Raw genomic sequence first — 24,710 nt, forward strand, 5'->3', positions numbered from 1 at the left:
GTGTAAAATTTATCAAGTATACTTAATGTGTTACAAAACCTTATAATAGAAACGTAAACTGTAAGCCAAAAATGGTAAACTGTATTATATTTGCATTTAAATTAAAAATAAGATTTACTATGGCACAAAAACCGGGAATTCCTAAAGGAACAAGAGATTTTTCACCTGCTGAGGTGGCTAAGCGTCAATACATCATATCGGCGATAAAGCATCATTTTGAGACTTTCGGATTTCAGCCAATAGAGACTCCTACGTTTGAAAACTCATCTACCCTTATGGGAAAATATGGGGAAGAAGGAGACAGGCTTATTTTTAAGATACTTAATTCAGGTGACTATCTGGCTAAAGTTGATGCTGCACTTCTTGAAAATAAAGATAGTATTAAGGTAGCTTCACAAATATCTGAAAAAGCACTTCGTTATGACTTAACTGTACCATTTGCACGTTATGTTGTACAGCACCAAAACGATATTGTGTTTCCGTTTAAGCGTTACCAAATCCAACCGGTATGGAGGGCAGACAAGCCTCAAAAAAGCCGTTACAGGGAGTTTTACCAGTGTGATGCCGATGTTGTAGGTTCAAAATCGTTATGGCAGGAAGTAGAGTTTGTACAGCTTTATGACGGTGTGTTTACGTCGCTTGGGCTAAACGGAGTTACCATTAAAATCAATAACCGTAAAATACTTTCGGGTATTGCAGAGGTTATTGGAGCTAAAGATAAGCTCATTGACTTTACTGTTGCTCTGGATAAACTTGACAAGATAGGTGAAGACGGCGTTAAAAAAGAGATGCTTGAAAAAGGCATTGGTGAAGATGCAATACAAAAAGTACAGCCATTGTTTAATTTTACCGGAAGTATTAATGAGAAGCTGGATAAGTTAAACGAGCTACTGGCTACATCTGAAGAAGGATTGAAAGGAGTTGAGGAGCTTCGTTTTATATGTGATAATGTTGCGGCTATAGGTTTAGGGGAGTCAATCCTTGATCTTGATGTTACACTGGCACGCGGACTTAACTATTATACGGGAGCGATATTTGAAGTTTCGGCACCTGCCGGAGTTAAAATAGGTTCTATAGGTGGTGGCGGAAGATATGACGACCTTACCGGTATATTCGGGTTAAAGAATATGAGTGGTGTAGGTATATCTTTTGGGCTTGATCGTATATATGACGTGATTGAGGAACTTAACCTGTTCCCTGATACCGTTACAGAATCGACTAAAGTATTGTTCATCAACTTTGGAGATAAAGAATCGCTATATGCTATGAAAGCTGCGAAACAGTTAAGAGATGCAGGTATTAAGGCAGAGCTTTATCCTGATTCGGCTAAAGTTGGCAAACAATTCCAACATGCTGATAAGCGAGGCATACCTTTTGCGGTATTAACAGGCGACGAAGAGATAAATAATAACACTTTTACGCTAAAAAATCTTGCTACCGGAGAGCAGGAGCAGGTAAGTTTAGAAGAGTTAAAAAGTAAAATTAAATAATAAAGAAGCCTTCCGTTCGGGAGGCTTTTTACATTTCAACTGTTTCGATTTTGTTTCTGGATATTATGCCTGTTGTATCTTCCAGTATGGTTATTCCTAATATCTCAAAAGGACGCTCCATAAAGCCGTATTGTGAAATATAATCCATAGCCAGGCTGTCAAAACTATCAGGGTGTAATACAATTGCTACACTGTCTGTTAATTCGTTTTCCAGAATATAATCCCGTATTCCTGCAAAATTTATTTTACCATTATGCATAAAGTTGTTGGTTTGCTTAAGGTATTGAGTAGGTGAGGTTGTAGTGCAAGTTGCAACTTAATTGTTATGGTTGGCTTATAGTTTTGTGTTTTAAAGATTACAATATTATGTATACAATAAAACCCCGCTTTGAGCGGGGTTTAGATTGTTTTTTGGTCGTAAAGTGAAAATTATTGAGCGTTCTCCATAATATGGATTTTGCTTTTAGGAATGTCTCCTGAGTTGTCCTGCAGGATTTCAATTCCAAGAATTTCAAACGGACGTTCAATTTGATTGTCATTAAAGTCCAGATAGTCCAAAACAAGTTCGTCAAAATTGTCAGGATGCAACGTGATAGACACGCTGTCTGTTAATTCATTCTCAATAATAAATTCACGAATAGCGTTAAAAGTAATTTTCTCCATAAGCGTTTGGTTATTTATTTATGTTTCGATAAAAATAGATATTCTAATGAATTAAGTTTAGTTAAAATTGTTAAAACTTTAAATTTTAACACTTAAAAAAACGATGTAGGTAAAATATTGTTAGAAAAATGTTAATAAATTTTGTATTTTTAGCAGAAGTTAAAAAGCTGACAATCTGTTATATTACTATATTTTTTGTTAAAAATGTTTTTTAAAAACCAATTTTTAAATAAAATTCATGTTTCCCATGTGAAAATTAATTAAAATTGCTTTTTCTTTAAATAGCGTACCAAATGAGGTTTATTTGTAAACTAACTACTTTACTACTACTTACAATTTTTTGTCCAATAAGCTTGTTTTCACAACATAATGAGAAAGAAATCATGGAGCAGGGCAGGCTTCTCTATAAATCAGAAAAGGCATCCTGGCAGGGAACAGATATGTTTTTAGACCGCTTTCCTGAAAAAAGTAAGCTTGCAGGAGGGTATTTTTCTTATACAGAGAATGACAGGAATATTTGTGTTTTTTATGATAGAGATACTGTACCTAAAACCGTAGCGGTGTTTTCTTTTGATGATACTTATTTATCTGTAAGAGCCCAAATTGATACGGTTGCAAGAGAGTTTAGTGATTATGAAAAAGACCTGTACAGTATAAGAAAGGAAGCGATGTCAGAGCTTAACAGAAATCCTGTTTTTGAATTTTATAGCTATACTTCTTTTAACCCTGTACCCCTTATTTATAAAGAGAAAAAAATGGTTTACTTTTTTACGGGGCCTAAAAAAGGTAATGTAGTTATTTTTGGAAACGATTATCTTATTACCTTTAATGATGATAATACGGTGGAAAATGTTGAAAAATTGCATAGTAGTATGACTCCGGTAAATTATAGTAGTAATTCTTCAGAAACAAATTCACTGCATACTCATACCGAAGATGATATTATAACGGCTACCGATGTTTGTGTACTTATGCTTTATAGTCCCTACACTAATTGGGAAAAGCATTACGTATTATCTAAAACTAAAGTATCGGTTTGGGATTGTTTTAAAAATGAGTTTTATATTATAGATCGTTCAGCTTGGGAAAAAGGGCTTAACGCTGCCAAACAAAATAAAGAGTAATAATTATGAAAAAACTTTTACTGCTGTTGTTGCTTGTTCCTCTTACTGCTTTTAACGGAAGCGGGGAAAGCGATGTGTATATATGTACCGGTAAAAGTTCAAAACGATATCACTATAATAAAAACTGCAGAGGGCTTTCAAACTGTAAAGCAGAGATTAAAGAAGTTACACTCAAAGAGGCTAAAGATAAGGGACGTACTTTGTGCGGTTATGAAGACTGATTTCTTCCTGGTTTTTAAGGCGTTATTAGCCTTATTTGTTAAAAAAGACTTAAAAGTTAGCTTTTTATATAATGTTTTGTAGTGTTTAAAATCGTTTTTTACTGTATTTTATTGATTATTATGGTAGTTAAAAGATAAAATCAAGTATTTGGTCGATAAAATAAATTTTTAGGAAAATTTAAACATTTATTGGCTTTTCCTTACCAAAATTTTAAAGGTTTAAATCTCATCTTTGTAACATTAACCAACACCACGTTACCATGAGAAAAAACATCGACCTTGCTACCATTAAGAGATTTATTCTAACAAATGCCCTTAAAGGAAATGTAATGCTAATGCTTCATCCGTCTAATTTTGAAAGACTGGTAAAAGCAGGAAAAAACAAAGTGAAATCATTACGTGTTTCGGGAATCAATATCATTGCCGATAACAATAATGAGGTGAAAGAAGACGAAATAGACATACTTGAAGTGCATTTCGGTTAAACACATACACTATAAAATATTTTAAATAGTAAACCACCCAACAGGGTGGTTTTTGGTTTTTTATCACATCCTTAAGAATACTTTATCATATAGTTGGCTGTTACTGTTATTATTATTAAATAACTTTATATGAGGCAATTAATCAAAACAATCTCAAAAAAAAATAAAGTTATGGAAGCAAATATTATAAAACCTGAAGAAACAGGGAGTTCAAAAAGGAATTTTTCTAAATACGACCCCTCTGGCACTGATCCTAACCGATATGCTTCGGTTACTAATCGTGAAGAAGCAGATGAGTATCTGCATGGGAAAAAGAGTATAGTACCGGGCTTGCATGTTAATGTAGGTAAAGCAGAGAGAGCTTTAATGATAGCAGGGGGTGCTTATTTATTATATAGGGCACTCAGTAAAAAAGATGAAAGAAAAGTACTGGAGGGTATTACAGCAGGTACGATGTTGTTTAGAGGTATAAGCGGGTACTGCCCGGCATATGACGCTTTGAGTAATTCAAAACTCTTAAAAGGCGGTAGTGTGAGTATCTCATCTGCTTTTACAGTTAATAAACATGTTGCTGAGGTGTATCATGCCTGGAGAAATTTGGAATCTTTACCATTATTTATGGGACATCTTGACAGTGTTAAACAGGTAACTGATAATATATCTGAATGGAAAGCAAAAGTTCCGGGAGGACTTGGTACTATTTCATGGAATGCCGAAATACTGGACGACAGACCAAATGAATTACTAAGTTGGCATTCGCTTGCAGGGGCTGCTATTCATAATTCGGGAAAAGTAAGGTTTAAAGATAACGGTAGCAGTACAGATGTAGAGGTGACTATTTCTTATAAAGCACCAATGGGAGCGGCTGGGGAAGCGGCTGCAAAACTGCTTAACCCTGTATTTGAGAAAATGATAACTAAAGATATTGAAGGTTTTAAAAGTTATATGGAGGCCGGCAATGCACCTATGCCTTAATTTAACCGGTGCCAATTTCTGCATCTTGCCTTATTGTATAAAAAAAAACTCCCCTGTTAAAGGGGAGTTTTTCATTTAAAACGAATTGGCAAAATCTAGTTAAAAATTCCGTATAGACCGCCAATTACCATTATCGCCATAATGGTAATCACGGCAATTTCAATATATCGTATAATTGCATCCTTTCTTTTAAAAGAAAAATAGTGTGCATACTTCTTTTTTCGCGTTAATGTGTTTCCTGTGTCCTTCATAGCATTTATTCTTTATTACGTCATTAAATATATATAACGCGTTTTTTTAGTAAAAAACATTTAACATTGCGTTAAATATAATGTTTTGGTTTAAAATATTCAAATAACGTGCCATGTTTAGGTATTTTGTAAGTTTGATTAATTTTGTGCTTTAATACATTGTTTTGGAAAAGGAGATAGTAGTAATAATAGGAGGACCAGGTTCGGGAAAAACATCTTTGATTAACGAACTTGCTAAAAGGGGGTATACCTGTTACCCTGAAATTTCACGTCAGGTAACGCTGGAAGCCCGCAGGCAGGGTATAGAACAGTTGTTTTTAGAAAAGCCTTTGTTGTTTAGTGAACTTTTGCTTGAAGGTCGTAAAAAACAATATGCAGAGGCGCAGCAGGAAACGGTTCCGATAGTTTTTTTAGATAGAGGTATACCGGATGTGCTAGCTTATATGCATTATATAGGTGATGCCTACCCGGCTTTTTTTGATGAAGCGTGTAAAAATCATCGCTATACCAAAATATTCTTTTTACCGCCTTGGGAAGAAATATATACTCCTGACGAAGAGCGTTATGAGAACTTTGAACAGTCTAAATTAATTGCCGACCATTTGGCTGAAACCTATACAACTTACGGCTATAACTTAATAGAAGTGCCAAAAGAGACGCTGGATAACAGAATTCTTTTTATCTTAGAGCATCTTTCGTGATATAATTATGCAACAACCCCTTGATATCCTTAATAAGTACTGGAAGTACGAAAGCTTCAGGGATCCTCAGGAACAAATTATAAAATCTGTTTTAAACGGAAAAGATACACTCGCTGTAATGCCTACAGGTGGGGGTAAATCGGTTTGTTTTCAGGTTCCGGGAATGATGCTTCCGGGGCTGTGCCTTGTGGTATCTCCGCTTGTAGCATTAATGAAAGACCAGGTAGAGAATCTGTCCCGCATCGGGATAAAAGCAATTGCACTTACAGGAGGCATCTCTACCGATGAAATTAGTGATTTGCTGGATAACTGCCGTTACGGTAATTATAAGTTTTTATATCTGTCTCCCGAGAGGCTTCAGGCAGACTGGATACTGGAGAGGATTAAAGAGCTTCCTATAAATCTTGTAGCTATAGATGAGGCGCATTGTGTATCGCAATGGGGTCATGATTTCAGGCCGGCATACCTTAAAGTTTCGGTCTTAAAAAAATACCTGCCTAATGTACCTTTCATGGCGCTTACTGCATCAGCTACCAAGAGGGTGAGGGGAGATATGATAAAGCATTTGGAGTTGCATGATCCCGCTGTTTTTATCAAATCGTTCGCCAGGAAAAACCTGGCTTATATGGTTTTTGAAACCGAAGATAAGCTGCACCGCATACAACAGATGTTGGTTAAAAATCCGCAACCGTCGATTATATATGTAAGGAACAGGAAGGCTTGCCATGATGTTTCCCGTCAGTTAGAATCGTTAGGTTTCAGGGCTACTTTTTACCATGGAGGTTTAACCTCTTCCGAAAAGCAAAAAAACATGCAGCTGTGGATGAGCGAGCAGGCTCAGGTTATGGTAGCGACAAATGCTTTTGGAATGGGGATAGATAAGCCTAATGTGCGAACTGTAATTCATATACAGTTGCCTGATAATATGGAAAGTTATTATCAGGAAGCTGGTAGGGCAGGTCGTAATAGTGACAAAGCTTTTGCTGTACTGCTCGTTAATAAGGCTGATGCCCAGATAGGGAAAAACCAGTTCTTAGAAGTATTGCCTGATAAAAAGTTTTTAAAACAGGTGTATGTAAGGCTTAATAATTATCTCCAAATAGCTTATGGAGAGGGGATAAACGAAAGTTTTGCTTTTAATCTCAATATATTTTGCAGGCAGTATGATTTGCCTGTGGTTAAAACATATAATGCGCTACAGTTTTTAGATAGGCAGGGTATAGTTACTTTGTCTAAAGAGTTTTCTGAAAAAGTAACCATACAGTTTTTGATTCCGAGTAAAGAGGTGATGCGTTACATTAGTCTTAATAGGAATGATGAGGAAGCTATATTGACTATTTTAAGGAGTTATCCGGGAGTGTTTGATATGGAGACTAATCTTAATGCCGATTTGATTGTAAGGAAGGCTAAAATAAGTGAAGAGGGATTGATGCAGGTATTGAAGAGGCTTTATGAAAAAGAGGTAATATCTTTTAGGAGTTTGGGTAATGACAGTAAGCTAACCTTTAATGAAGTGAGGGAAGATGAGTTAACTATTAATAGGGTAGCTAAATTTTTAGAAAAGCAAAACAATATAAAAACACAGCAGTTTGATGCTGTTATCAATTACATTGAAAATTCGCATACCTGTAAAAGCAGACTCATTCTTACCTATTTTGATGAGGAGGCTACTCAAGATTGCGGAATATGTTCTTACTGCATAACAAAAAATAAAAAAGTAAAAGACCCTTCGCAGGTGGCTTTACAGGTTTTAGAGCTGATAAGTAATGAGGCTTTATCTTCAAGAGATATTGAAGAAAAGCTTGAGCTTACACCCGATGAGATTATCTTTGCAATACAAATACTTTTAGAAAACGATAAGATTAAGATTAATACCAATAATCAATATATATTAAAATAATGAATAAGCTGAGAATCGTGTTTATGGGTACGCCGGAATTTGCCGTTGGAATACTCGATACTATATATAATAATAACTATGATATTGCTGCTGTTATTACTGCGCCCGACAGGCCTGCAGGAAGGGGGCAAAAGGTAAAATATTCAGCAGTTAAAGAATATGCATTGGAAAAAGGTTTACAGGTATTGCAGCCTACTAACCTTAAAGATGAATCTTTTTTAACCGAGCTGAAAGCTCTTAATGCGAACTTACAGGTAGTAGTGGCTTTCAGGATGTTGCCTGAATCTGTATGGAAAATGCCTGAGTTGGGTACTTTTAATCTTCATGCATCGCTGCTTCCTCAATACAGGGGGGCTGCTCCAATAAACTGGGCTGTTATAAATGGAGAATCAACAACAGGTGTTACTACGTTTTTTATAGACGATAAAATTGACACCGGCGCCATGATACTTAAAGAGGAAGTTAGTATTGGAGAGAATGAGACAGCGGGAGAGTTGCATGACAGGCTTATGGAACTTGGTAAGGGTGCAGTTATAAAAACCCTTACTCTTATTGAAGAAGGTAAGGCCGACACTACTATACAACAGGATACTGATGATATAAAAACAGCTTATAAATTAAATAAGGATAACTGTAAGATAGACTGGTCTAAAACCGGAGCTCAAATTCATAACCTTGTAAGGGGGCTAAGCCCTTACCCTGCTGCCTGGACTTATTTTACAGATAATGGGCAGGAATGGAATGTAAAAGTATATGAAACAGCTTTTGAGTCGGTTACGCCAAATGAAGAGGAAGGTGCTATAGTTAGCACAAAAAAAGATATAAAAATTGCGGTTAAAGACGGGTATTTAAATATTAAAAGTTTACAGTTCCCAGGCAAGAAAAAAATGGCGGCTCATGAACTGCTTAACGGAATGCAGTTTTCTGATACAGCTAAGGCGCTGTAACCCTTGTAAATACTGATATTTTAAGAAAATTTTAATAAAACAAAGAAGTTTATTAACATTTGACTTGAAGTTATCAACAAAAAAAAGGAATTAACCTATATTTACTTGCGTAATTTGATTTTCCTATTAAATTTGTAGTACAGGATTAGAAAAACAATAATTTTAACCAAACAATTAATAACATTTATTATGAACAAATCAGAATTAATCGACGCAATGGCTGCAGATGCAGGAATATCTAAAGGTGCAGCAAAAAAAGCTTTAGAATCTTTTGTTGGTAATGTAGGTGATACATTAAAAAAAGGAGGAAGAGTATCTTTAGTTGGTTTTGGTTCTTGGTCAGTTTCTAAAAGAGCTGCAAGAGAAGGTAGAAACCCTCAAACTGGTGCTACAATCAAAATCGCTGCTAAAAATGTAGTTAAATTTAAGCCGGGTGCTGAGCTTGACGGTTCTGTAAACTAATATTATATCTTGAAAATATAAGTTAAAAAGCCTCCTGTTTGGAGGCTTTTTTAATTAAATCTTTAGGTAATTATTTTGGAACTAGGTATTTTTTCTTTAAATTTATTTTAATAAAAAGGTAAGCCCATGATTACACTAAAACCCAAAAAAGGGTATTTGCTGGTAGCAGAGCCCTCATCCATTGGAGATCTGTCATTTAGCAGGTCTGTAGTTTTACTAGCTGATCATAATGATGAAGGTTCTATAGGTTTTATACTCAATAAACCTTTAGGATATTCTATAAAAGATTTGCTTCCTGAGGTGGAAGGAAACTTCAAAATTTATAACGGTGGGCCTGTAGAACAGGACAATCTTTACTTTATTCATAATATCCCCGATTTAATACCTGATAGTATTGAAATTTCTAATGGTATATATTGGGGAGGTGATTTTGAGTCTACAAAACACCTTATCAATCAGGGTAAGATTAAAAAGGGTAATATCCGTTTCTTTTTAGGATACACAGGTTGGGCTGCTCATCAGCTTGAAGATGAACTTGAGGATAACTCCTGGATAGTATCTGAGAATCGTTATGAAAATAAGATAATAGGTAAGTCAAGCACCTCTTTCTGGAAAGAGAAAATAATGGAGCTTGGAGGTGATTATCTTATCTGGTCTAACTCTCCCGAAAATCCTTCATTAAACTAGCCTAGTCTAATAAGTACATTAAGTTTTTTTATCAGTTCGGAAGCCAGTGTGCTGCCGTATTCCTTTTTACGGTATTTTGTTATTGGTTGTATTCCTTTAATTACATTAGTGATGAAAATTTCATCTGCTTTTTGTAGTTCAAAAGGTGAAATACTCTCTTCGCTAACCTCAAGACCTTCAGTTTTGCGGGCAATGGCGAGAACCTGTTTTCTCATTATTCCGTTAAGGCACCCGTCTGTAACAGGAGGGGTAATCAGTTTTTTGCCTTTAAGCATAAATATGTTGCCCTGAAGCGCTTCAATAACATTTTTCTCGTCATTGATAAGTAGGCAGTTGTCGAGGCCGTTTTCATGTGCAAAAATGCTTCCGGTTATCTGTACCATTTTATTGGTAGATTTAATGGTCGATAAAAGCTGTTTTGTTACATAAAAGTCTTTAAACAAATCTACTTCGTAGGTTGAGTTTTCGGTAAAGCTGTATAAAGGTTCCTGTAAAGCTTCGGCAGTAATGATGAATTCAGAATCATTTGTGGTTGGAAGGTAAAAACCGCCTGATTTTCTGAAAAATGTAAGTCGGACACGGCAGGAAGCATTTATGTTTAAAGCGGTAGCCAGGTTTTTAACCTGTTTCTCCATGTATTCCATAGTGAAATGCATAGGGATTTCCATTCTTACAATTCGCATAGAAGCCATAAGCCTGAAGTAATGGTCTTCTGCAAACAATATTTTTCCGTCTACAACTTTTAAAGTTTCAAAAACGGCATCGCCGTATAAAAATCCTCTGTTTTGTTCTACTGAAATGTTTGTGTTTTCTGTAAGATTTCCGTTGTAATTAATCATAAAAAAAGCCCTGAAAATTCAGGGCAAATATAAGTCTTATATAAAAGAATTCCTAAACAGAACCTATTACATGTTTAAGGTCGGAAATTTGGTTGTCCCAAAGCTGTTTTGACTCCTCTACATCGTCTTCATCAGCAAAGTCAACAACTACTAAAGAAACATCTTTTGTAATCTCGTCAACTATAATACGAATCTCAAAATAGTAATCAGTGTCTTTATTGTCTTCATCAAGCCAACGGAATTTTACTTTCTCGCCACTTTTTTTTGAGGCAAGTCTTGCCTTTTCTTCAGAGCCGTCCCAAAGGAAGCTAAAGATTTCTCCTCTTGAATTAACATTGTCGGCAAACCATTCTGATAGTCCCGAAGGTGTTGATATATATTGATATAACAACTGTGGGGAAGATGTTATAGGAAACTCCAGTTCGTATTTTACTTTAACGTCCATACTTTGTTATTTTTTTTGAAATATATAATTTTTAGTTTTGAAATGAAAGCGTTTTGAAAAATAATTTTTTTTCTTGAAAATATATTTGCAACCTTTAAATTTAGTTTTATATTTGCACCCGCATTCAAGGACGTAATGACCGAGAATATTTGGCGAGGTAGCTCAGTTGGTTAGAGCGCAGGATTCATAACCCTGAGGTCACGGGTTCAACTCCCGTCTTCGCTACAGAAACGCAATATGCAGCCAAGCGGTTTTAAAGCAATTTAAAACCGCTTTTTTTATGCCTTCAATCAACAGGATATTACGCAATGAATACGATTTTGAATACGTTTTTGAATACAATTTGAAGAAACAAAAACAATATGGAGGGCCAACAATATACGATGGAGGCGGCGACCTTAATAGAAGGTGGTACGTTTACTATTCTTTTAGAAATCCTGAAACGGGAAAGTTAGAGCGTCAACCGCCTATATATGCAGATTTAGATAACTACAACACTGTTAAGGAAAGACTTTTACGCGCCCGGGCTTTGTGTAAGTCTGTAAAGTTAATATTGGAGGAAGGTTTTAACCCTTATACTCCTGAACCTGATAACAGCATTTTATCCGGCCAGTCAGATAAAGAACCGGTTAATATCAATTCAGCAAAAAAAGTTGCTGAAGCAATTGACTTTGCGCTCGAGTACGCAAAGAACCTACATTCAGAAAGCTCCTATAATGATTTTAAAAGCCGTATTACGAGGTTTAAGGATTGGCTAGTAGATAATAAGCCTGCTACGACAAAAATGAATGAGATTAAAAGTATTGATGCTATAGGTTTTCTCAATGAAATATTGCAACGCACAAGCCCGAGAAATAGAAATAATACGAGGGCAGCCTTATCATCGTTATACAAAATCCTTAAAAATAATCAGATAGTAAAGGAGAATATTATCGAAGGTATAGACGTGCTAAAAAGCAGCCCTAAAAAAAACAAAACCTATACTAAACAGCAGGAAGAAGATATTCTAAAATTAATGGCTGAAAAAGACAAACATTTATTGTTGTTTGTGAAATTCATATCTATTAATATGCTGCGGCCGGTAGAAGTATGTAGGCTGCAAAAAAAAGATATTCATATAGCCGATAAAGTTTTGAAAGTCCGCGCAAAGAACCAGCCCGTAAAAACTAAGATAATCCCCGATATTCTTTTACAGGATATTCCTGATTTAACACCTTATAAAAACACTGATTTTATATTTACACCCAATGGTGTGGGTGAGTGGGATGCTAAAGAGGTTAACAGACGTAATCACTTTGGGAAGCGATTTAAAACTATTAAAGATGAATTAGGGTTGGGGGAGGAATACGGCCTTTATAGCTTCAGGCATACTTATGTTACAAGGATTTATCGTGAATTAAGAAAACAGCTTACACCATTTGAAACTAAAAGCCGGTTAATGCTTATTACCGGACATACTACAATGGATGCACTGGAAAAATACCTGCGTGATATTGATGCGGAACTACCTGAAGATTATTCTCATTTATTAAAAAAAGAAAGCCGCTAAAAATCGGCTTACTAAACTAATAAAGAAATTATAATAAACGTTCCCTAATTGGGTAGTGATTACAAATTAAGCCCCGAATATGAAACCACATCTTACACGGGGCTGTAATTTAATTGACACACCTTACCTTGTCAATACTACAAAATTAAAAAAACCGCTTTAGAAAGCGGCTCTTTTTGATTTTATTTTGAAGGGTGCAAAATACCATAACTTCTACCTGCGAGAACAAGTTTAGTTTCCATCTCTGCTTTTTCTTCAGGTGTTTGCCATACTATTTGTTTAACGGCTGCTTTATTTTTTTTAAGGTATTCATTTACGATTTTACTCTTTTCAGCATCGTCAATACTATTAGTAATGGCCAGTAACTCAAAGAAATTATCTAAATGAGCAAAATTTTGTTCAAGATTTAATTGTTCGTAAACAAAGAATCTCCTTTGTTCTTCATTTCCTTCTCCTTTTAGCAAAGCTTTATTAATAATAATTAGCCACGTATTTTTAAGGTTGGTATCAAAGTCAGTGCCTTCGGATAATTGAATATCTTTTTTGTATAGCTTAACCATATCAGAAAAAGATTCAGGCTTAATTTCTCCCATGAATACTTGGTTGATACCCATAGCACTTGGGATTTCTCCTTTTACTCTTCCTTTTTCAGAGGTCATTTTTTTGCTTAATCCGTCATCGTTCATGTTTGTGTCTTTTTCATCACTACAGCTAACGAAAAGAAACATTAGGGCAAGTATATAAAATAAGGTATTTTTCATAATTTGTAAATTGTTAATTAATAAATGGTTTTAAGCTGCATCGTCGCAACAAGCCCTTTGAGCCTGATTAGGGTTTTCATACTCAACGTATCTTATCATAGTATAAGTACCATTATTATTATCACGCCAAGTTAGTGATAAAGCTGGCTCATTTTCACTAGTATAAGCTAAGCCTATTGTACAGCAATTTGAACCATTTTGACCTGAACCAAATACACTGTACTCAATAGTAGTACCGCTGGCCATTGAACCACATGCACAACGTTCAGCGTATAGTACACTAAACATTCCAAAAACTAAAAATAAAGTTAAGAACTTTTTCATAATTTAGATAAATTAAGGTTAATAATAGGTTGATTTTGTGCAAATTATAAAAAAGTGTGAAAAATACAGAATAGAGAATGTTAAAAAGTAGTTAAAACGGATAAACGGTAATATTTATCCTTAAAAATCTAATATTGTTGAAGTTATATAAGATAAAGTAAAAAGCCCTGAAAATCAATTCAGGGCTTTTTATATCAAAATAGTTTACCATCTTACTAATTTTCCGGAACTGTTTATATACTCCAGTGTATTACTTGGAATTTGGTCAAATTCACTTTGAGGTAGGTCATAAGTTTGTCTTGAACCATCAGCGTAGTACCCCTCTATACTTTGATATACCACTCTCTTACCATTAATCACCCTATACCAACCGGCATCGTTCGGGGTTCTCACTACACCACCTTCGTATTTAGCTGCAATAGCATTATTATTGCCATTAGTATTTCCAGTACTACCAGTATTACCTCCGGTGTTTGTGTTACCTCCGGTACTTATATTTCCGGGTGTGTTTTGAGTGCTGGAATCGCCAAAAATCTTGTCTTTAAAGGTTAACAAGGCTGCACCGGTTAAAAGTGTTACGCCAAGTATCATTTTTTTATTCATAACTTAGTTTTTTAATTATATAACTTCAAAATTTAATTCTTCTATATCCGTTGCAACGGGTTCGGTCTCGCCTTCAGTTTCAGGCTCAATGGGGTTGTAAATTGTACCACTGGCTATATTGTACCTAATAGTTTCGATAGGTACTTTAGTGTACCTGTTTTTATCGAAATAGGCATAATTATCAGCAAAACGCGGTTCTTTCACCATTTTTATAATTATATCACCATCAAAGACAACTTCAGCACCTCCTTTGGTTCTACCGGTGGTAGTTTGCTGAAAAATTATTACGAAAACTTTACCGTTAAACTTCTTTCGTAAATCTTCATCGAGGTGAATAGTACCTACCATTCTTACAAGCTTTTGCCAACTGTCAATAAATATTACCTCGTAATCTTTAACAAGGCTGTATAAATCTTGTGTGTCCTTCACGTCGTCAACAGTATCAATATTTGATTGTGCTGCGGGAGTTAGATAATCTTCTACTTTTTCCTTTGCTAAGGAACTGGCCGGATGCTCTTCACCTGAAATAAACAAACAACGATTACCAGGAGTAGCAAAAGCGTTCATAAACTTGTATAGTGTTGTGGTTTTACCTGCTCCCTGCTCTCCATCCATTGTAATAACTACACTATGTTTGGATTTACGTTCTACAGCTTGAAGGAACTTGCCTACTTCACCGGCGACAGTATAAAATTCAGCCGGCACTTCATTGGCCGCTGCACCTATATTTAAAACTCGAGGGTTTTTAGTTGATGGTTGTACAACGGGCGGTTGTATTACTTCCGGAACTGTTATGAGTTGTTGCGGTTCTGCCGGTGCTACACCATTAAGAACAGAACGTTTTTTATTACCGTTTAAACCAAAAAGGTTTAACTGTTCCGATTTAGAGGGTTGTTTTTTACGAGTAGTGGCCGGCTTTGGCTTCAGAACTTTTTTTGATTTGGCTTTTGGTGTTTTTTCTTTTTTCTCTTTAGCCTCTTTTTCTTTGGCTATCTTTTTCAAATCATTGAAGTATTTAGGCTCTCCTGATTTATTGTACTCTAACACGTAATCAGCTGCGGCCTGTGCCTTCGTTGCAGCACGCATTAAAAAACGGTTATCATCTTGAAGGTGAGTAAGTGCTGTATTCCATGATTTAAGGTAAGCCGGGTGATTTGTATTAGTATGCCATAATATACCAGCCTCGGCACTCAAAAAGGTTGCTGTAAATTCGGCTATCAATTCTTCAAAAGCATATTTCTTTGACCCTTTACGTCCGGTCAAATCCCTGTCAAGTCTTTTACTATATCCCGTACTATGGCCATATTCATGAAATAGCGTTCGGTAATAATCCTGTGAGGTTTCAAAATCCACAATATGTGGCATTTGAATACGGTCGGAGGTAGGTGAGTAGTATGCCCTGCCACCGCCAAAACCTAATTTTGGTTGTGGTGAAGGATAAGCTTTGATAATGGCTTCAGCTATTGGCATTTTATGCTCTTCGGTTGCCGGTAACTCATTTTCAATATATCCGCGTTTAAAGTTGTCAAGATCAAAGTCAATGCCTTCAACGTCTTTCCCGTTGAAAACCTTATAATATTTTAGGATTGGTAGTTTATTATTATTCGCAATCTGCTGGGCAGAAAGCCCTGCTTTAAATTCAGGAATATTACTTCTGTTTTCTTCAAGTAAAGCAATGAATTTTTTTAGGTTGTAACTCCCTATATCTACTTTCGTTGTAGGGTTGTAGTACTTATACAGTTCTGTAAAATATACAACAGGAATCCCTATACTTCCTTTTTTAAGTTTACCTCCTAATTCTTCAATTTGTTTAAATGTTAGGTAAAACGGGTTTTTTAATGGCTCTAAATCAGTAAGAAGATAACGGTTAATACCTCTGTACATTTTTTTTGAAACGAAATTAAAAGGTAATAGGTAGCCTTTACCATATACTTTAGCATCCCATTTTTGTACATACCTTGGGGTATTTGCTTCCCGTATTTTTTCTATCATTCTATCTGTAATCATCTGATAAATTTCATCAGGTGAAACAGCTTTACCTAAACCAATACTTTCATTATCCGAATCCTGTTCACAGTCTAAACACTTTAAAAAGCTTTCCGGTACTGTATCTATAGCCGGAATAGTATTTTTTCTAAATCTGAAAACATCATCATCCGGGTTACTTTCAAGTACATTTGTTAATCTTGAAGCCAACTTAAATTGCTCCTGTTCTACAGCTGCCCTAATAAGGGTTTTTATTTCTTCCCTTTTAATATCTTTACGCCTCCCTATGAGGCCATTAAATTTTTTTACTACTCCCATAATTAGCCCTCTATGTAATATTCTTTTCCTAATATGTCAACTACGACAACAAATGTTAGTTGTTCCACTGAAAAGCTTTCAATACTTAATGCATTTTGAATTACAATATTTGATGAAATCTGAAAGGGAACGTTTTTTAATTCAAATGAGTTGAATGCCGGTATGTTTACCATGTTAAGGTTTAGTGTGGCCATTCCTAAAAAATGACCGTTACGGTAAGCTAAAACTCTTTTAAAACTGGCAGTATTTCCGGCATTTAAAGAAAATGCTTCAGTAGTTGGGTTTTCAATAATTAGGTCAAGGTTAAAAGTAAAGTAGTCTACCCCAATCTTTACATTTCTTAGCCCTGAAGGTTGGATTTTCATTTGATTAAAAATTTCCTTCAGCTTTTGAACTTTCCTGTAACCGGCATAAGCAATACCGCCAATAATAAGACCGGCAATAACAATAGTTTTTTTCATTACTTAAAATAAGTCGGTTGGGTCAATTAATTGATTTAAACTGTTCCTTACTTCGATGTGAACATGATTAGTCATTGCAGCCCCATGTTTTGCACTGATATTTTGTGCTACCCCTATTTTATTACCGGCAGTAACTACTGAAGGGATTGCAACTGTAGGAGACATATAAAACATTTTAACCTTATATTTTTCGTTCACAATTTCAACCCCGGTATAACTTAAATCACTTGCGTACGGGTAAGCTATTCGTGTTACCTTTCCGGTTATAGGTGAATATATATCCTCACCCGGAGTGGCTATAATGTCAATGCCTTGATGTGTATGTGTTCCCCTTCGTGCGCCAAAAGAGCCACACCCCAGCGGATCGCATCCCCTTATTTTTTGTTTTTTTGTAATTGCAGCTAAAGCCTTGTTAGTGTTTGACATAAGAATAAGTATTAAAGTGGCTGCAACGCCTATGTAAATAATTTTTTTGGCAGCCATGATTTTAGTTTAGTTAGTAAATAGTTAATTAGGAACAATGCAGAACCCCATCCGAGATAAGCACTATACTTGTAGAAAACAGGAATTATGTAAACAGGTACTTCGGTTACCACTTCTTTTTTTTCCTGTTTGAACTCCTGTTGGTGCTGTTCGATATTTTCGCTTTTAGTAGCCGCTATTTGGGCTAAGACTTCTAACGTTTTGTTATGCTCGTTGTAAAGAAGTTGATACCTATTGTTTCCGGATTCAATTTCTCTGTTAATACTTTTAAGCATTTCCCTTATTCGGGAATTACAAATACTATCACAGTCAGAACTACCGGTTTTTACATCAGGAAGATAGAAAGAGGTTCTGTCTTTTATTTCTCCGTTAATCTCTGTAAACTTTTTAAAAACCTGTTTAAGACTGTCAATGTTGACAGTAGATGTGTTTTGTTTTAGAAGCTTTTGATTACGGCATCCTGAAGCCGAAAAAAGTAAAAAAAGGATAATTAAAAAGCTTACTGGCCAAGTGTTTTTTTTTGTTTTCATGTTATGCTGCTTTACAATGTTGGCACTTATTTTTCCATCCCTGTAATTCAAGGCGTAAGGATGATATTTCGGTTTTCATTTCAGTGTGCCTTTGGTTTGTGTCCTGTACAAATGTGGCATAGGCTTTTTGCAGTTCCTGTATTGCTGTGCTTTCTGTTATTTGTACTTGTGCTTTACGTGATGACCATGCTACGTAAACACTTACAAGTGTAGTACTGCCAAAAAATAAGTTTAATAAGTGAGAAATATCCATTATGGTTGTGTTGGTGTTAAATAGTATTGTGGTTCTATTCCAATCCATATTCCGTCAAAAGCTGTTTTACGATAGAGTACGGGAGTAGATACATTAGGGCAAAACACTTCAAAACCCTCAAAAGCATTCGGGTAAAGTGTATTTAATTCTTCAGCGGTTTGAAGCTTAACAATATTGTTGTTTTGGATTTTAGCTGTTATAGATATAATTCTGTACTCCGTTCCGTCATGGATAACTTCAATAGTGGTTCCCGGAACAAGTATTATGGAATCCTTTCCGTTTATAGTTCCGTTATTTGTTACTGATAAAGTAACATTGCCGTTTCCTGAAACTTTAACAATAAAAACTTTGCCTTTAAACGAGGCTGCTCCACTTAGTTGTATAGTATGACTATCGTCCGGGAATAGTTCAATGTAATAGTCTTTAGAGCCTACACCGCTTGCACCATTATATAACTTTTTGACATAGCCCCATTGACCGCGAACAAAACCGGCATCGGGTATTGTTCTATCAAACTGTACCATCCATTCGTTATTGTCAAGCTGATACTGAAAGAACCTTCTTATCTCGGTATGGTCATTATAGAAGCTTATACCAGTATCTAAATAGCCACCCTGTCCTACACCGACTTGCAGTTTTGCAAGGATTGGATTTGAATTATTACTAACATAAAATACGGGTGAATTTTGATTAGTACCATACATATTGAAAATAACACCCGGACTCAGAAAAGAGTAAGCATTGGCTGTTAATGCACCGTTTTCCTGTAGTGTGTCCATCCATGATGGTGTTCCCATATCAGGAAGTTGGCCAACTCTTAATTTCTTATCAGAAGTAACTAATAGTACATCTTTCGGCTGTATTTCATCATCTGGGTTAACAGCGGGTACATTTAAAGAAACGTCAAGGCTTCTCCTGACACTTTCATAACCTGAAAGGTCATAATCTTCAGTATTGATTTTAGGTATGAAATAAACAGGGATTGAATCGTTAAAAAGAAAATATTCAGCTGTAAATTCTGTAGGTTGGCCGTCTATAGCAATATATACTTTTGTGTTAAGCCCAGTGTCGTTAAATTCATCATTAAATATCTGTACCATTGACCTATCCTCATATCCGGGAAACGGTACTTCTGTATACAAGTCCATATTTGGTGTTTCCTGAATTTCATCGAAAGTGAAAGGTATAAAACCCTCTACAGCAACGCCATCAAGATTAAATTCTGAAAGGTTGCTTAACGATAGAGATTTACCGCCCATATCAACAGACCTATCAACCGTTGAGGCGTTATCTTCAATTCCAAATCTTCCATCACTGCGGCCGCTACTGTTGCCAATGGCAAAAGCTTCAACTCCTGTTCCTATTTGTCCGCTCATTTTCTTTTGTAGATTTTATAGCCGATAATGCCGGCAATGATTAAGGCTAAAAAGATTAGTAGCCCTTTGCTACTGCTTTTTTTTTTAACGGTACGCCAAGTATTGCAATGGCATCCCTGTAGTCTGAATCTGTTATTAGCTTGCTGTACTGCTGTCCATTTTCTACCGTTACAATGATTTTGCATAGTGCAATAAGGGTTTCCTGACTTAGTTCGATTGCAATTGTTGGTGAAATCCCTAATGTTTTTGCAACCGTTGCAACGTAACCAGCAGTATCGTTTTCAAATGCTGGTGATAGCACACTGATAAGTCCGGTAACAGTATTATTACCTTTGTTTACCTTGCTAATAATGTTTCGTATCATAGCCCTGATACCGTAACGTAACTCGGTAAACTGTTCAAATTTTCCGTCGGTATTTTGTGAGTTAGGTACTTTACCCTGCCAGTTCTCATTTGTCAGGATGATATTACCCGGATTATTATTCCTTATACCTCGGGGATAATCGTTATTGTTTAAAAAGCTTTTTGCCATTATACAGTTACTATTTTTGCTTTTGGTAATGCTTTGGGTTTAGGTTTAACCGTTGCAACGGTTTTACTTTTAGCGGTTTGTTTCTTTTTGTCCTTATTACCGATAAGTATAGCTGCTATAGCTGCTACTGCTAACGTTCCTACTGTAAAATATAAGACTGTCTTATTTGACTTTGGTCGTGTTACTGTTATTACCGATTCATCCATTGGATATAAAGGAATTGCTGTAGGTATATTTTTAGCTAAAAAAAATTGTTCCTTGTAACCCGGACTTGTTATTTTAATTTTGGAATTTTCATTATCAGCGAAAAAAACAAAGCTTCCGGTATCTTCAGCACTAAGTATATTAGCTATTTGCTGGCCGTCACTGTTTATCTCGGCTATTATTGCTTGTTGGTAAATTGGGTAGCCATCATCACCGACAACTTTACCTGTAATTTTATAAGGCATAACTTTCGTTTTTAGGTTAATTGCGGGTATTTCAGTTTAAGCTTATTGTATTCGCTTGTGGTTAATTCGTTTTTAAGCCATACCTGTAAAGGTTCTAAAGGAAGAGGATCCCACGGCGTTAAATTGATTTGATTGCCTAAATACTTGTTATAGCTTTGTTTTCCAAACTCTTTAATTACTTGGTCGAACATGATTGCATTTACATTTTTTAATGCAAGTAATATGGCCTCTTCATCAGTACCGCTTTCTTTCATAGCATTGTATAAACTATCTGCTATGACTGAAGGGTTTACCTGAATACAGTTCTGACCGTTGCCAGTGGGGTCACATTCTCCACCTGAATTATCGGTTTTTTTCCTTAATACAAAATAAAGTATCGTGCCGGCTACTATTACACCGGTTGTGGCTATGATTATTTTTTTTGTTTTTGCATCCATAGGTTAAAGTATTCCGGGTAAGATGAAGTTTATCTGTGTCCTATCGTAAGAGCTTGTAAATTGGTTATTAAGCCACTCCGTTAATGTCATATCACCACCAATTGCCGGCGAACGTTTTCCAAAGGCATTAAAAACCTCTACATAAGCATTGTAGTTAAGCCCTGCTAATGTTTCTAAAACAGTGTCAAGATTTGCACCCCAACCGTGCATAGCTTGATAAAGTGCTTCTGCTTTGGCTTTGGCTTGGTCTTTAGTAATATTAGATTTTGGGTATTTTGAGTTTGTGGTCATGCTCACAAATCGGTTTTTATACATCCTATAGGCTATATAACCACCAATACCTACAACCGCCACGATAGCTGTTATTTTAACGACTTTCAGTGTTGTATCTACAGCACCGCTTATGGCTTGTTGCCCGGCGGGAGACGAAGCAAGTGCAAGAGCCGCCGGGTTTGATAAGCCTTTTTGTTGTATGTTTTCTTTAACTGCCATTAATTGATTTTAGGTTTTAGAACATTGATTTAAGCAAATTCCAGTTTTTTTTAAGTGCTTCCCTTGCTTTTGGGTTAATCATTATTTGTTCGATTCGTTCTTGGTCTTCCATATCAAGACGGGAGAAATCCTGAAGGATTTTCTTTTTTTTCTGAAGGTCAAAGACATTTCCAGCTTTTACTTCAAAATTTAGATTCACTTCTCCACTCATATTTTCGGTGTTATTAGTATTTGACATTTTAAGTTTGTATTAGATTGTTTGTTTGTAATAGTTTTAATAGTTCAATTGAAAAGGGTTCGTTTTTAGTCATACCCGTGAGTACGGCTTCTAAGTAGTACACTATACCGTCACTTTGGTTTTTTAAGGCTTCTATCAGGTGCTTTTTTGCATCTGATATTTCGGTTGTTTCAGCGTCAGAAGAACCGTTAAGGCCACCCTGTACGCTTTTCGACTGTGATAGCATACCCATTACAGTTGGGAGTGCGCCAAGAAGTTCAGAAACAAGTTCTTTATTCCCATTAGCCTTATTGTCGGAAAAATCACGTTGCATTATTTCTTTTTCAAGACTTGCAACCTCTTTTTTTAAATTTTCATTTTCCGTTTTTAGCCTGTCGTTTTCAGTCGTTACCTTTGGGTAATCCTGATAGCGATAAGCCATGTCAAGGCCATTTAGCCCGGCCATAAGTCCGAAGATTGGGTTTTGGCCGGATGATGGCTGGTTCAGGGCAGGAGAGTTTGAAACTACAGGAGTAGCTTCATAGGAGTGTTCACCTTTGGGGCGAAGCGATAATTTAACCGGTTGGCCATCATCTTTAAATGATGTACCGTTTTTTCTTCGTGGATTGATAGCGATTTCAGTATGACCTTCTTCAACTATTTTATTAAAATATTTTTCTACGCTCCCGGCTTCTTCAACCATTTGCGATGCCATTCTGTTTGTACATACGGTTTTGTATGTTTCCCTGTCAGTAATGGTAACGGCGAAATATTGGTCGTTTTTTAGTTTTTGAATTATGGTTTCGAGTTGCTTCATCTCTTAACATGCTTGCGGGTTATAAACTCTGTAATCTAAAATGGCATATTTGCTATTACCATTGAATTTGATTTCAATGGTAAGGCTGCAGGCTGTACCATCACCGGGAAGGTTATAAGACATTGGAACACCTATTTCCGGGTTAAAAGCCGGTACAGGGCGAGGTACATCATTAACAACAACTGTTATAGGGTCAGAACCATAGTTAGATATTGTTAAGCTGGTGATGTCCTTCAATTCCGTTTTATAATCACCTCCTATATTTCGTGAGATAAGGCCTGTTTTTTCCATTTTAGCATTGTTGAGTTAAGTCGTTTTCGTAAATTAATACTAACTGACATTTAAAATCTGATTCAAAGGGCTGGTCGCTGTTTACTTCAAATTCATACATTTTTTTACCTGTTTCAAAGTATAGCGGTTTGCATCCTTCCTTATATCCGGCCTCTCTGCTTCTGTAATTTCTTATATCAGCAGGTGCAGATACCGCCTCACCGTTTTGGTCAGTGATTTTTGCAGTTACAAAACCGGGGTTTGTTGCGCCATTAGTGTAAATCACGCAGCCTATTACTAGTCCTGCCATTGGTTGAAAGCTTATAGAGCCAAATTGGCTACCGCCTGCAATGGTCAGGTTTACGATTTCTTCTTGTTTTTTTAACATGATTTTTTGAATAACAAAAGCCAAAAGCCGCAGCTTTTGGCTTTTTAATTAACAAACATTAAACTAACCCAAACTATGGTTATGATTTTGTGGCATCGGAGAAATCCAATCCATCCAGTTCAACTTTAACAGCCATACCAGCAGCTGCTGCACCAGCAGTTAAAACCTGAATGTCAAAAGGCACACCCGGACGGATAAGGAAAGGGATTACTGGCATGAACTCTACATCTTCTGATAAAGAATAGTCGTTCTTTGTATATGCACTTATAGGGTTGTTGAAAAGGTCACCCGAGCCTTCCTGTGTTATTTTAATCTCACCGTTTTTAAATGGTGCTGGGGCTTCATTTTTATAAGTTGCATTTAGCAGGGTTACGTCAACTGTAGTGTCGAATTGTAAACGCACACCCGTTACTAAGAAACTACGTCCTTCGTTAAGCATATTTCCGTTGTCAAAGTTCGTGCGGCCAATAGCTTTTTTTGTTCCTGATTCGATTAACCTACCATCAGAGGTGATGTCAGTTGTTCCGGTGATTGCAGCTGTAAAATAGGTCTTTCTTTTAACCTTTTTACCTGTTGGGCTTAAAGTAACACCATTACCGTTTTCAATACTTGGTAATAGGCGGATTATTTCTGGAAATGTTAGATGTTGCATTGTATTTTTTTTTTAGATTTTTTACTTAATTTATTTTAAAATTTTGATCGTTTGATTTATGGGTTAGGCACTTGCCGGTGAAGCCCAAATATCTTGAGCATTCCAAATGTCACCACCGGCCAAACCAATCCCGTTATCAATTCTTTCATTCTCTAAAGCTATATCTGTTTTTACATAGCGAGGGGAGAAGGTAGGGGCGTTATACATAAGGCCTTTAGTTTCGTTGCAAGGGCAACCTAAGCCGGCAATTTGAGCCACTACTTTTTGGGATTTTGTTGTGGCTGAAACTTCAGGTGTGACACCAGCGCGAGAGGCTAATGTTTTAACTACTTCTAATCCCTGTACTACTGTGATACCGATACATAAACCTTTTACAAGTGTTGCAGCAAGGTCTTTTCCGTCAATGAATACAGCAGCTGTACCAGCAGCGGCGGACATTGCTCCGCGCTTAATTAAAGCTGTGTTTTCCTGTTTTTTGGCGGCAGCTGCATCTTCAGTCGCTTTGTTTTCGTGAATTAACCCGAAAATTCCACGGGAAGCAGCACCACCGGCAAGGACACCACCAGTTAATACTATGGTGTCTTTCACTTTGTTTCCTGATGGTTTTTTTAGTTCCATGTAA

General features: G+C 36.2%; 35 protein-coding genes and 1 tRNA gene. 12 read left to right on the forward strand and 24 right to left on the reverse strand.

Going from position 1 to position 24,710, the window contains the following annotated elements:
* Positions 1–119 precede the first annotated feature (119 nt).
* Positions 120–1,490, forward strand: a complete 1,371-nt coding sequence (gene hisS, locus V3Z67_RS03600) for a histidine--tRNA ligase (RefSeq protein WP_330442013.1) — start codon at positions 120–122, stop codon at positions 1,488–1,490.
* A 28-nt stretch (positions 1,491–1,518) separates the two neighbouring features.
* Here the strand turns inward: hisS and V3Z67_RS03605 are convergent, their stop codons facing one another.
* The gene (locus tag V3Z67_RS03605) at positions 1,519–1,749 is read right to left on the reverse strand and encodes a hypothetical protein (protein ID WP_330442014.1); all 231 of its coding nucleotides are present in this window, start codon (positions 1,747–1,749) and stop codon (positions 1,519–1,521) included.
* Between the two features lie 170 nt (positions 1,750–1,919).
* Positions 1,920–2,153, reverse strand: a complete 234-nt coding sequence (locus V3Z67_RS03610) for a hypothetical protein (protein ID WP_330442015.1) — start codon at positions 2,151–2,153, stop codon at positions 1,920–1,922.
* A 353-nt stretch (positions 2,154–2,506) separates the two neighbouring features.
* Here V3Z67_RS03610 and V3Z67_RS03615 point away from each other — a divergent pair, with 353 nt between their 5' ends.
* The 4 genes from V3Z67_RS03615 (at position 2,507) to V3Z67_RS03630 (ending at position 4,958) form a co-directional block, all read left to right on the forward strand.
* Positions 2,507–3,277 (forward strand): hypothetical protein, encoded by a 771-nt coding sequence (locus tag V3Z67_RS03615; protein ID WP_330442016.1) that lies wholly within the window; start codon positions 2,507–2,509, stop codon positions 3,275–3,277.
* A gap of 5 nt (positions 3,278–3,282) precedes the next feature.
* Entirely contained in the window at positions 3,283–3,498 is a 216-nt protein-coding gene (locus V3Z67_RS03620) for a hypothetical protein (protein WP_330442017.1), read from the forward strand.
* Positions 3,499–3,758: 260 nt separating this feature from the next.
* Positions 3,759–3,983, forward strand: a complete 225-nt coding sequence (locus tag V3Z67_RS03625; RefSeq protein ID WP_035130248.1) for a hypothetical protein — start codon at positions 3,759–3,761, stop codon at positions 3,981–3,983.
* A gap of 171 nt (positions 3,984–4,154) precedes the next feature.
* On the forward strand, positions 4,155–4,958 hold the full coding sequence (locus tag V3Z67_RS03630; RefSeq protein WP_330442018.1) for an SRPBCC family protein: 804 nt from the start codon (positions 4,155–4,157) through the stop codon (positions 4,956–4,958).
* 95 nt (positions 4,959–5,053) lie between these two features.
* On the opposite strand, the gene V3Z67_RS03635 is transcribed toward V3Z67_RS03630, so the two are convergent.
* Complete coding sequence (locus V3Z67_RS03635) at positions 5,054–5,209, reverse strand: hypothetical protein (protein ID WP_157482097.1); 156 nt, start codon at positions 5,207–5,209, stop codon at positions 5,054–5,056.
* A 164-nt stretch (positions 5,210–5,373) separates the two neighbouring features.
* Here V3Z67_RS03635 and V3Z67_RS03640 point away from each other — a divergent pair, with 164 nt between their 5' ends.
* The 5 genes from V3Z67_RS03640 to V3Z67_RS03660 all read left to right on the forward strand — a co-directional run bounded on the left by V3Z67_RS03640 (position 5,374) and on the right by V3Z67_RS03660 (position 9,906).
* Entirely contained in the window at positions 5,374–5,910 is a 537-nt protein-coding gene (locus tag V3Z67_RS03640) for an ATP-binding protein (protein ID WP_330442019.1), read from the forward strand.
* A gap of 7 nt (positions 5,911–5,917) precedes the next feature.
* Positions 5,918–7,810 carry a RecQ family ATP-dependent DNA helicase gene (locus V3Z67_RS03645; RefSeq protein ID WP_330442020.1) on the forward strand — a complete coding sequence of 631 codons (1,893 nt, stop codon included), beginning with the start codon at positions 5,918–5,920 and terminating at the stop codon, positions 7,808–7,810.
* Positions 7,810–8,757: a methionyl-tRNA formyltransferase gene (fmt, locus tag V3Z67_RS03650; protein ID WP_330442021.1), complete on the forward strand. Its 948-nt coding sequence runs from the start codon at positions 7,810–7,812 to the stop codon at positions 8,755–8,757. Before V3Z67_RS03645 ends, fmt begins: the two co-directional genes overlap by 1 nt.
* Before the next feature lie 189 nt (positions 8,758–8,946).
* Positions 8,947–9,219, forward strand: coding sequence for an HU family DNA-binding protein (locus V3Z67_RS03655; RefSeq protein WP_035130259.1), 273 nt, complete (start codon positions 8,947–8,949; stop codon positions 9,217–9,219).
* A gap of 126 nt (positions 9,220–9,345) precedes the next feature.
* Positions 9,346–9,906, forward strand: coding sequence for a YqgE/AlgH family protein (locus V3Z67_RS03660; RefSeq protein ID WP_035130261.1), 561 nt, complete (start codon positions 9,346–9,348; stop codon positions 9,904–9,906).
* Here V3Z67_RS03660 and V3Z67_RS03665 read toward each other — a convergent pair.
* Positions 9,903–10,745 carry an aminotransferase class IV gene (locus tag V3Z67_RS03665; RefSeq protein WP_330442022.1) on the reverse strand — a complete coding sequence of 281 codons (843 nt, stop codon included), beginning with the start codon at positions 10,743–10,745 and terminating at the stop codon, positions 9,903–9,905. The genes V3Z67_RS03660 and V3Z67_RS03665 overlap by 4 nt on opposite strands.
* A gap of 52 nt (positions 10,746–10,797) precedes the next feature.
* Positions 10,798–11,190 carry an START-like domain-containing protein gene (locus V3Z67_RS03670; RefSeq protein WP_035130265.1) on the reverse strand — a complete coding sequence of 131 codons (393 nt, stop codon included), beginning with the start codon at positions 11,188–11,190 and terminating at the stop codon, positions 10,798–10,800.
* A gap of 151 nt (positions 11,191–11,341) precedes the next feature.
* Between V3Z67_RS03670 and V3Z67_RS03675 the strand changes: the two genes are divergently transcribed.
* Positions 11,342–11,415 (forward strand) — tRNA-Met (locus tag V3Z67_RS03675).
* A 55-nt stretch (positions 11,416–11,470) separates the two neighbouring features.
* Entirely contained in the window at positions 11,471–12,739 is a 1,269-nt protein-coding gene (locus tag V3Z67_RS03680; RefSeq protein ID WP_330442023.1) for a tyrosine-type recombinase/integrase, read from the forward strand.
* A gap of 182 nt (positions 12,740–12,921) precedes the next feature.
* On the opposite strand, the gene V3Z67_RS03685 is transcribed toward V3Z67_RS03680, so the two are convergent.
* The 19 genes from V3Z67_RS03685 to V3Z67_RS03775 form a co-directional block, all read right to left on the reverse strand.
* Complete coding sequence (locus V3Z67_RS03685) at positions 12,922–13,425, reverse strand: hypothetical protein (protein WP_330442024.1); 504 nt, start codon at positions 13,423–13,425, stop codon at positions 12,922–12,924.
* A 105-nt stretch (positions 13,426–13,530) separates the two neighbouring features.
* A complete protein-coding gene (locus tag V3Z67_RS03690) occupies positions 13,531–13,824 on the reverse strand; it encodes a hypothetical protein (protein ID WP_330442025.1) in 294 nt (97 codons plus the stop codon).
* A gap of 204 nt (positions 13,825–14,028) precedes the next feature.
* Positions 14,029–14,427, reverse strand: a complete 399-nt coding sequence (locus tag V3Z67_RS03695) for a hypothetical protein (protein ID WP_330442026.1) — start codon at positions 14,425–14,427, stop codon at positions 14,029–14,031.
* 15 nt (positions 14,428–14,442) lie between these two features.
* Positions 14,443–16,731, reverse strand: a complete 2,289-nt coding sequence (locus V3Z67_RS03700) for a zincin-like metallopeptidase domain-containing protein (protein WP_330442027.1) — start codon at positions 16,729–16,731, stop codon at positions 14,443–14,445.
* A gap of 2 nt (positions 16,732–16,733) precedes the next feature.
* The gene (locus V3Z67_RS03705) at positions 16,734–17,192 is read right to left on the reverse strand and encodes a hypothetical protein (RefSeq protein WP_330442028.1); all 459 of its coding nucleotides are present in this window, start codon (positions 17,190–17,192) and stop codon (positions 16,734–16,736) included.
* Between the two features lie 3 nt (positions 17,193–17,195).
* A complete protein-coding gene (locus tag V3Z67_RS03710) occupies positions 17,196–17,675 on the reverse strand; it encodes a M23 family metallopeptidase (protein ID WP_052123180.1) in 480 nt (159 codons plus the stop codon).
* Positions 17,648–18,205 carry a hypothetical protein gene (locus V3Z67_RS03715; protein WP_330442029.1) on the reverse strand — a complete coding sequence of 186 codons (558 nt, stop codon included), beginning with the start codon at positions 18,203–18,205 and terminating at the stop codon, positions 17,648–17,650. Before V3Z67_RS03715 ends, V3Z67_RS03710 begins: the two co-directional genes overlap by 28 nt.
* Position 18,206: 1 nt before the next feature.
* Positions 18,207–18,458, reverse strand: a complete 252-nt coding sequence (locus V3Z67_RS03720; protein WP_035130276.1) for a hypothetical protein — start codon at positions 18,456–18,458, stop codon at positions 18,207–18,209.
* On the reverse strand, positions 18,458–19,834 hold the full coding sequence (locus V3Z67_RS03725) for a hypothetical protein (RefSeq protein WP_330442030.1): 1,377 nt from the start codon (positions 19,832–19,834) through the stop codon (positions 18,458–18,460). Before V3Z67_RS03725 ends, V3Z67_RS03720 begins: the two co-directional genes overlap by 1 nt.
* Positions 19,835–19,889: 55 nt before the next feature.
* A complete protein-coding gene (locus tag V3Z67_RS03730; RefSeq protein WP_330442031.1) occupies positions 19,890–20,366 on the reverse strand; it encodes a hypothetical protein in 477 nt (158 codons plus the stop codon).
* Positions 20,366–20,815 (reverse strand): hypothetical protein, encoded by a 450-nt coding sequence (locus V3Z67_RS03735; protein ID WP_330442032.1) that lies wholly within the window; start codon positions 20,813–20,815, stop codon positions 20,366–20,368. The genes V3Z67_RS03730 and V3Z67_RS03735 overlap by 1 nt, the downstream gene beginning before the upstream one ends.
* Before the next feature lie 11 nt (positions 20,816–20,826).
* Positions 20,827–21,252 carry a hypothetical protein gene (locus V3Z67_RS03740; protein WP_330442033.1) on the reverse strand — a complete coding sequence of 142 codons (426 nt, stop codon included), beginning with the start codon at positions 21,250–21,252 and terminating at the stop codon, positions 20,827–20,829.
* Positions 21,253–21,255: 3 nt separating this feature from the next.
* Entirely contained in the window at positions 21,256–21,744 is a 489-nt protein-coding gene (locus V3Z67_RS03745; protein WP_330442034.1) for a hypothetical protein, read from the reverse strand.
* Positions 21,745–21,760: 16 nt separating this feature from the next.
* The gene (locus V3Z67_RS03750; RefSeq protein WP_330442035.1) at positions 21,761–21,955 is read right to left on the reverse strand and encodes a hypothetical protein; all 195 of its coding nucleotides are present in this window, start codon (positions 21,953–21,955) and stop codon (positions 21,761–21,763) included.
* A 28-nt stretch (positions 21,956–21,983) separates the two neighbouring features.
* Positions 21,984–22,778 (reverse strand): hypothetical protein, encoded by a 795-nt coding sequence (locus V3Z67_RS03755; protein WP_330442036.1) that lies wholly within the window; start codon positions 22,776–22,778, stop codon positions 21,984–21,986.
* A 3-nt stretch (positions 22,779–22,781) separates the two neighbouring features.
* A complete protein-coding gene (locus V3Z67_RS03760) occupies positions 22,782–23,069 on the reverse strand; it encodes a hypothetical protein (protein WP_330442037.1) in 288 nt (95 codons plus the stop codon).
* 1 nt (position 23,070) lies between these two features.
* On the reverse strand, positions 23,071–23,436 hold the full coding sequence (locus tag V3Z67_RS03765; protein WP_330442038.1) for a hypothetical protein: 366 nt from the start codon (positions 23,434–23,436) through the stop codon (positions 23,071–23,073).
* A gap of 79 nt (positions 23,437–23,515) precedes the next feature.
* Positions 23,516–24,088 carry a hypothetical protein gene (locus V3Z67_RS03770; RefSeq protein ID WP_330442039.1) on the reverse strand — a complete coding sequence of 191 codons (573 nt, stop codon included), beginning with the start codon at positions 24,086–24,088 and terminating at the stop codon, positions 23,516–23,518.
* A gap of 63 nt (positions 24,089–24,151) precedes the next feature.
* On the reverse strand, positions 24,152–24,706 hold the full coding sequence (locus V3Z67_RS03775; RefSeq protein ID WP_330442040.1) for a hypothetical protein: 555 nt from the start codon (positions 24,704–24,706) through the stop codon (positions 24,152–24,154).
* Positions 24,707–24,710 lie beyond the last annotated feature (4 nt).

The sequence above is a fragment of the Flavobacterium sp. C4GT6 genome, from assembly GCF_036347315.1.
Lineage (GTDB): Bacteria > Bacteroidota > Bacteroidia > Flavobacteriales > Flavobacteriaceae > Flavobacterium.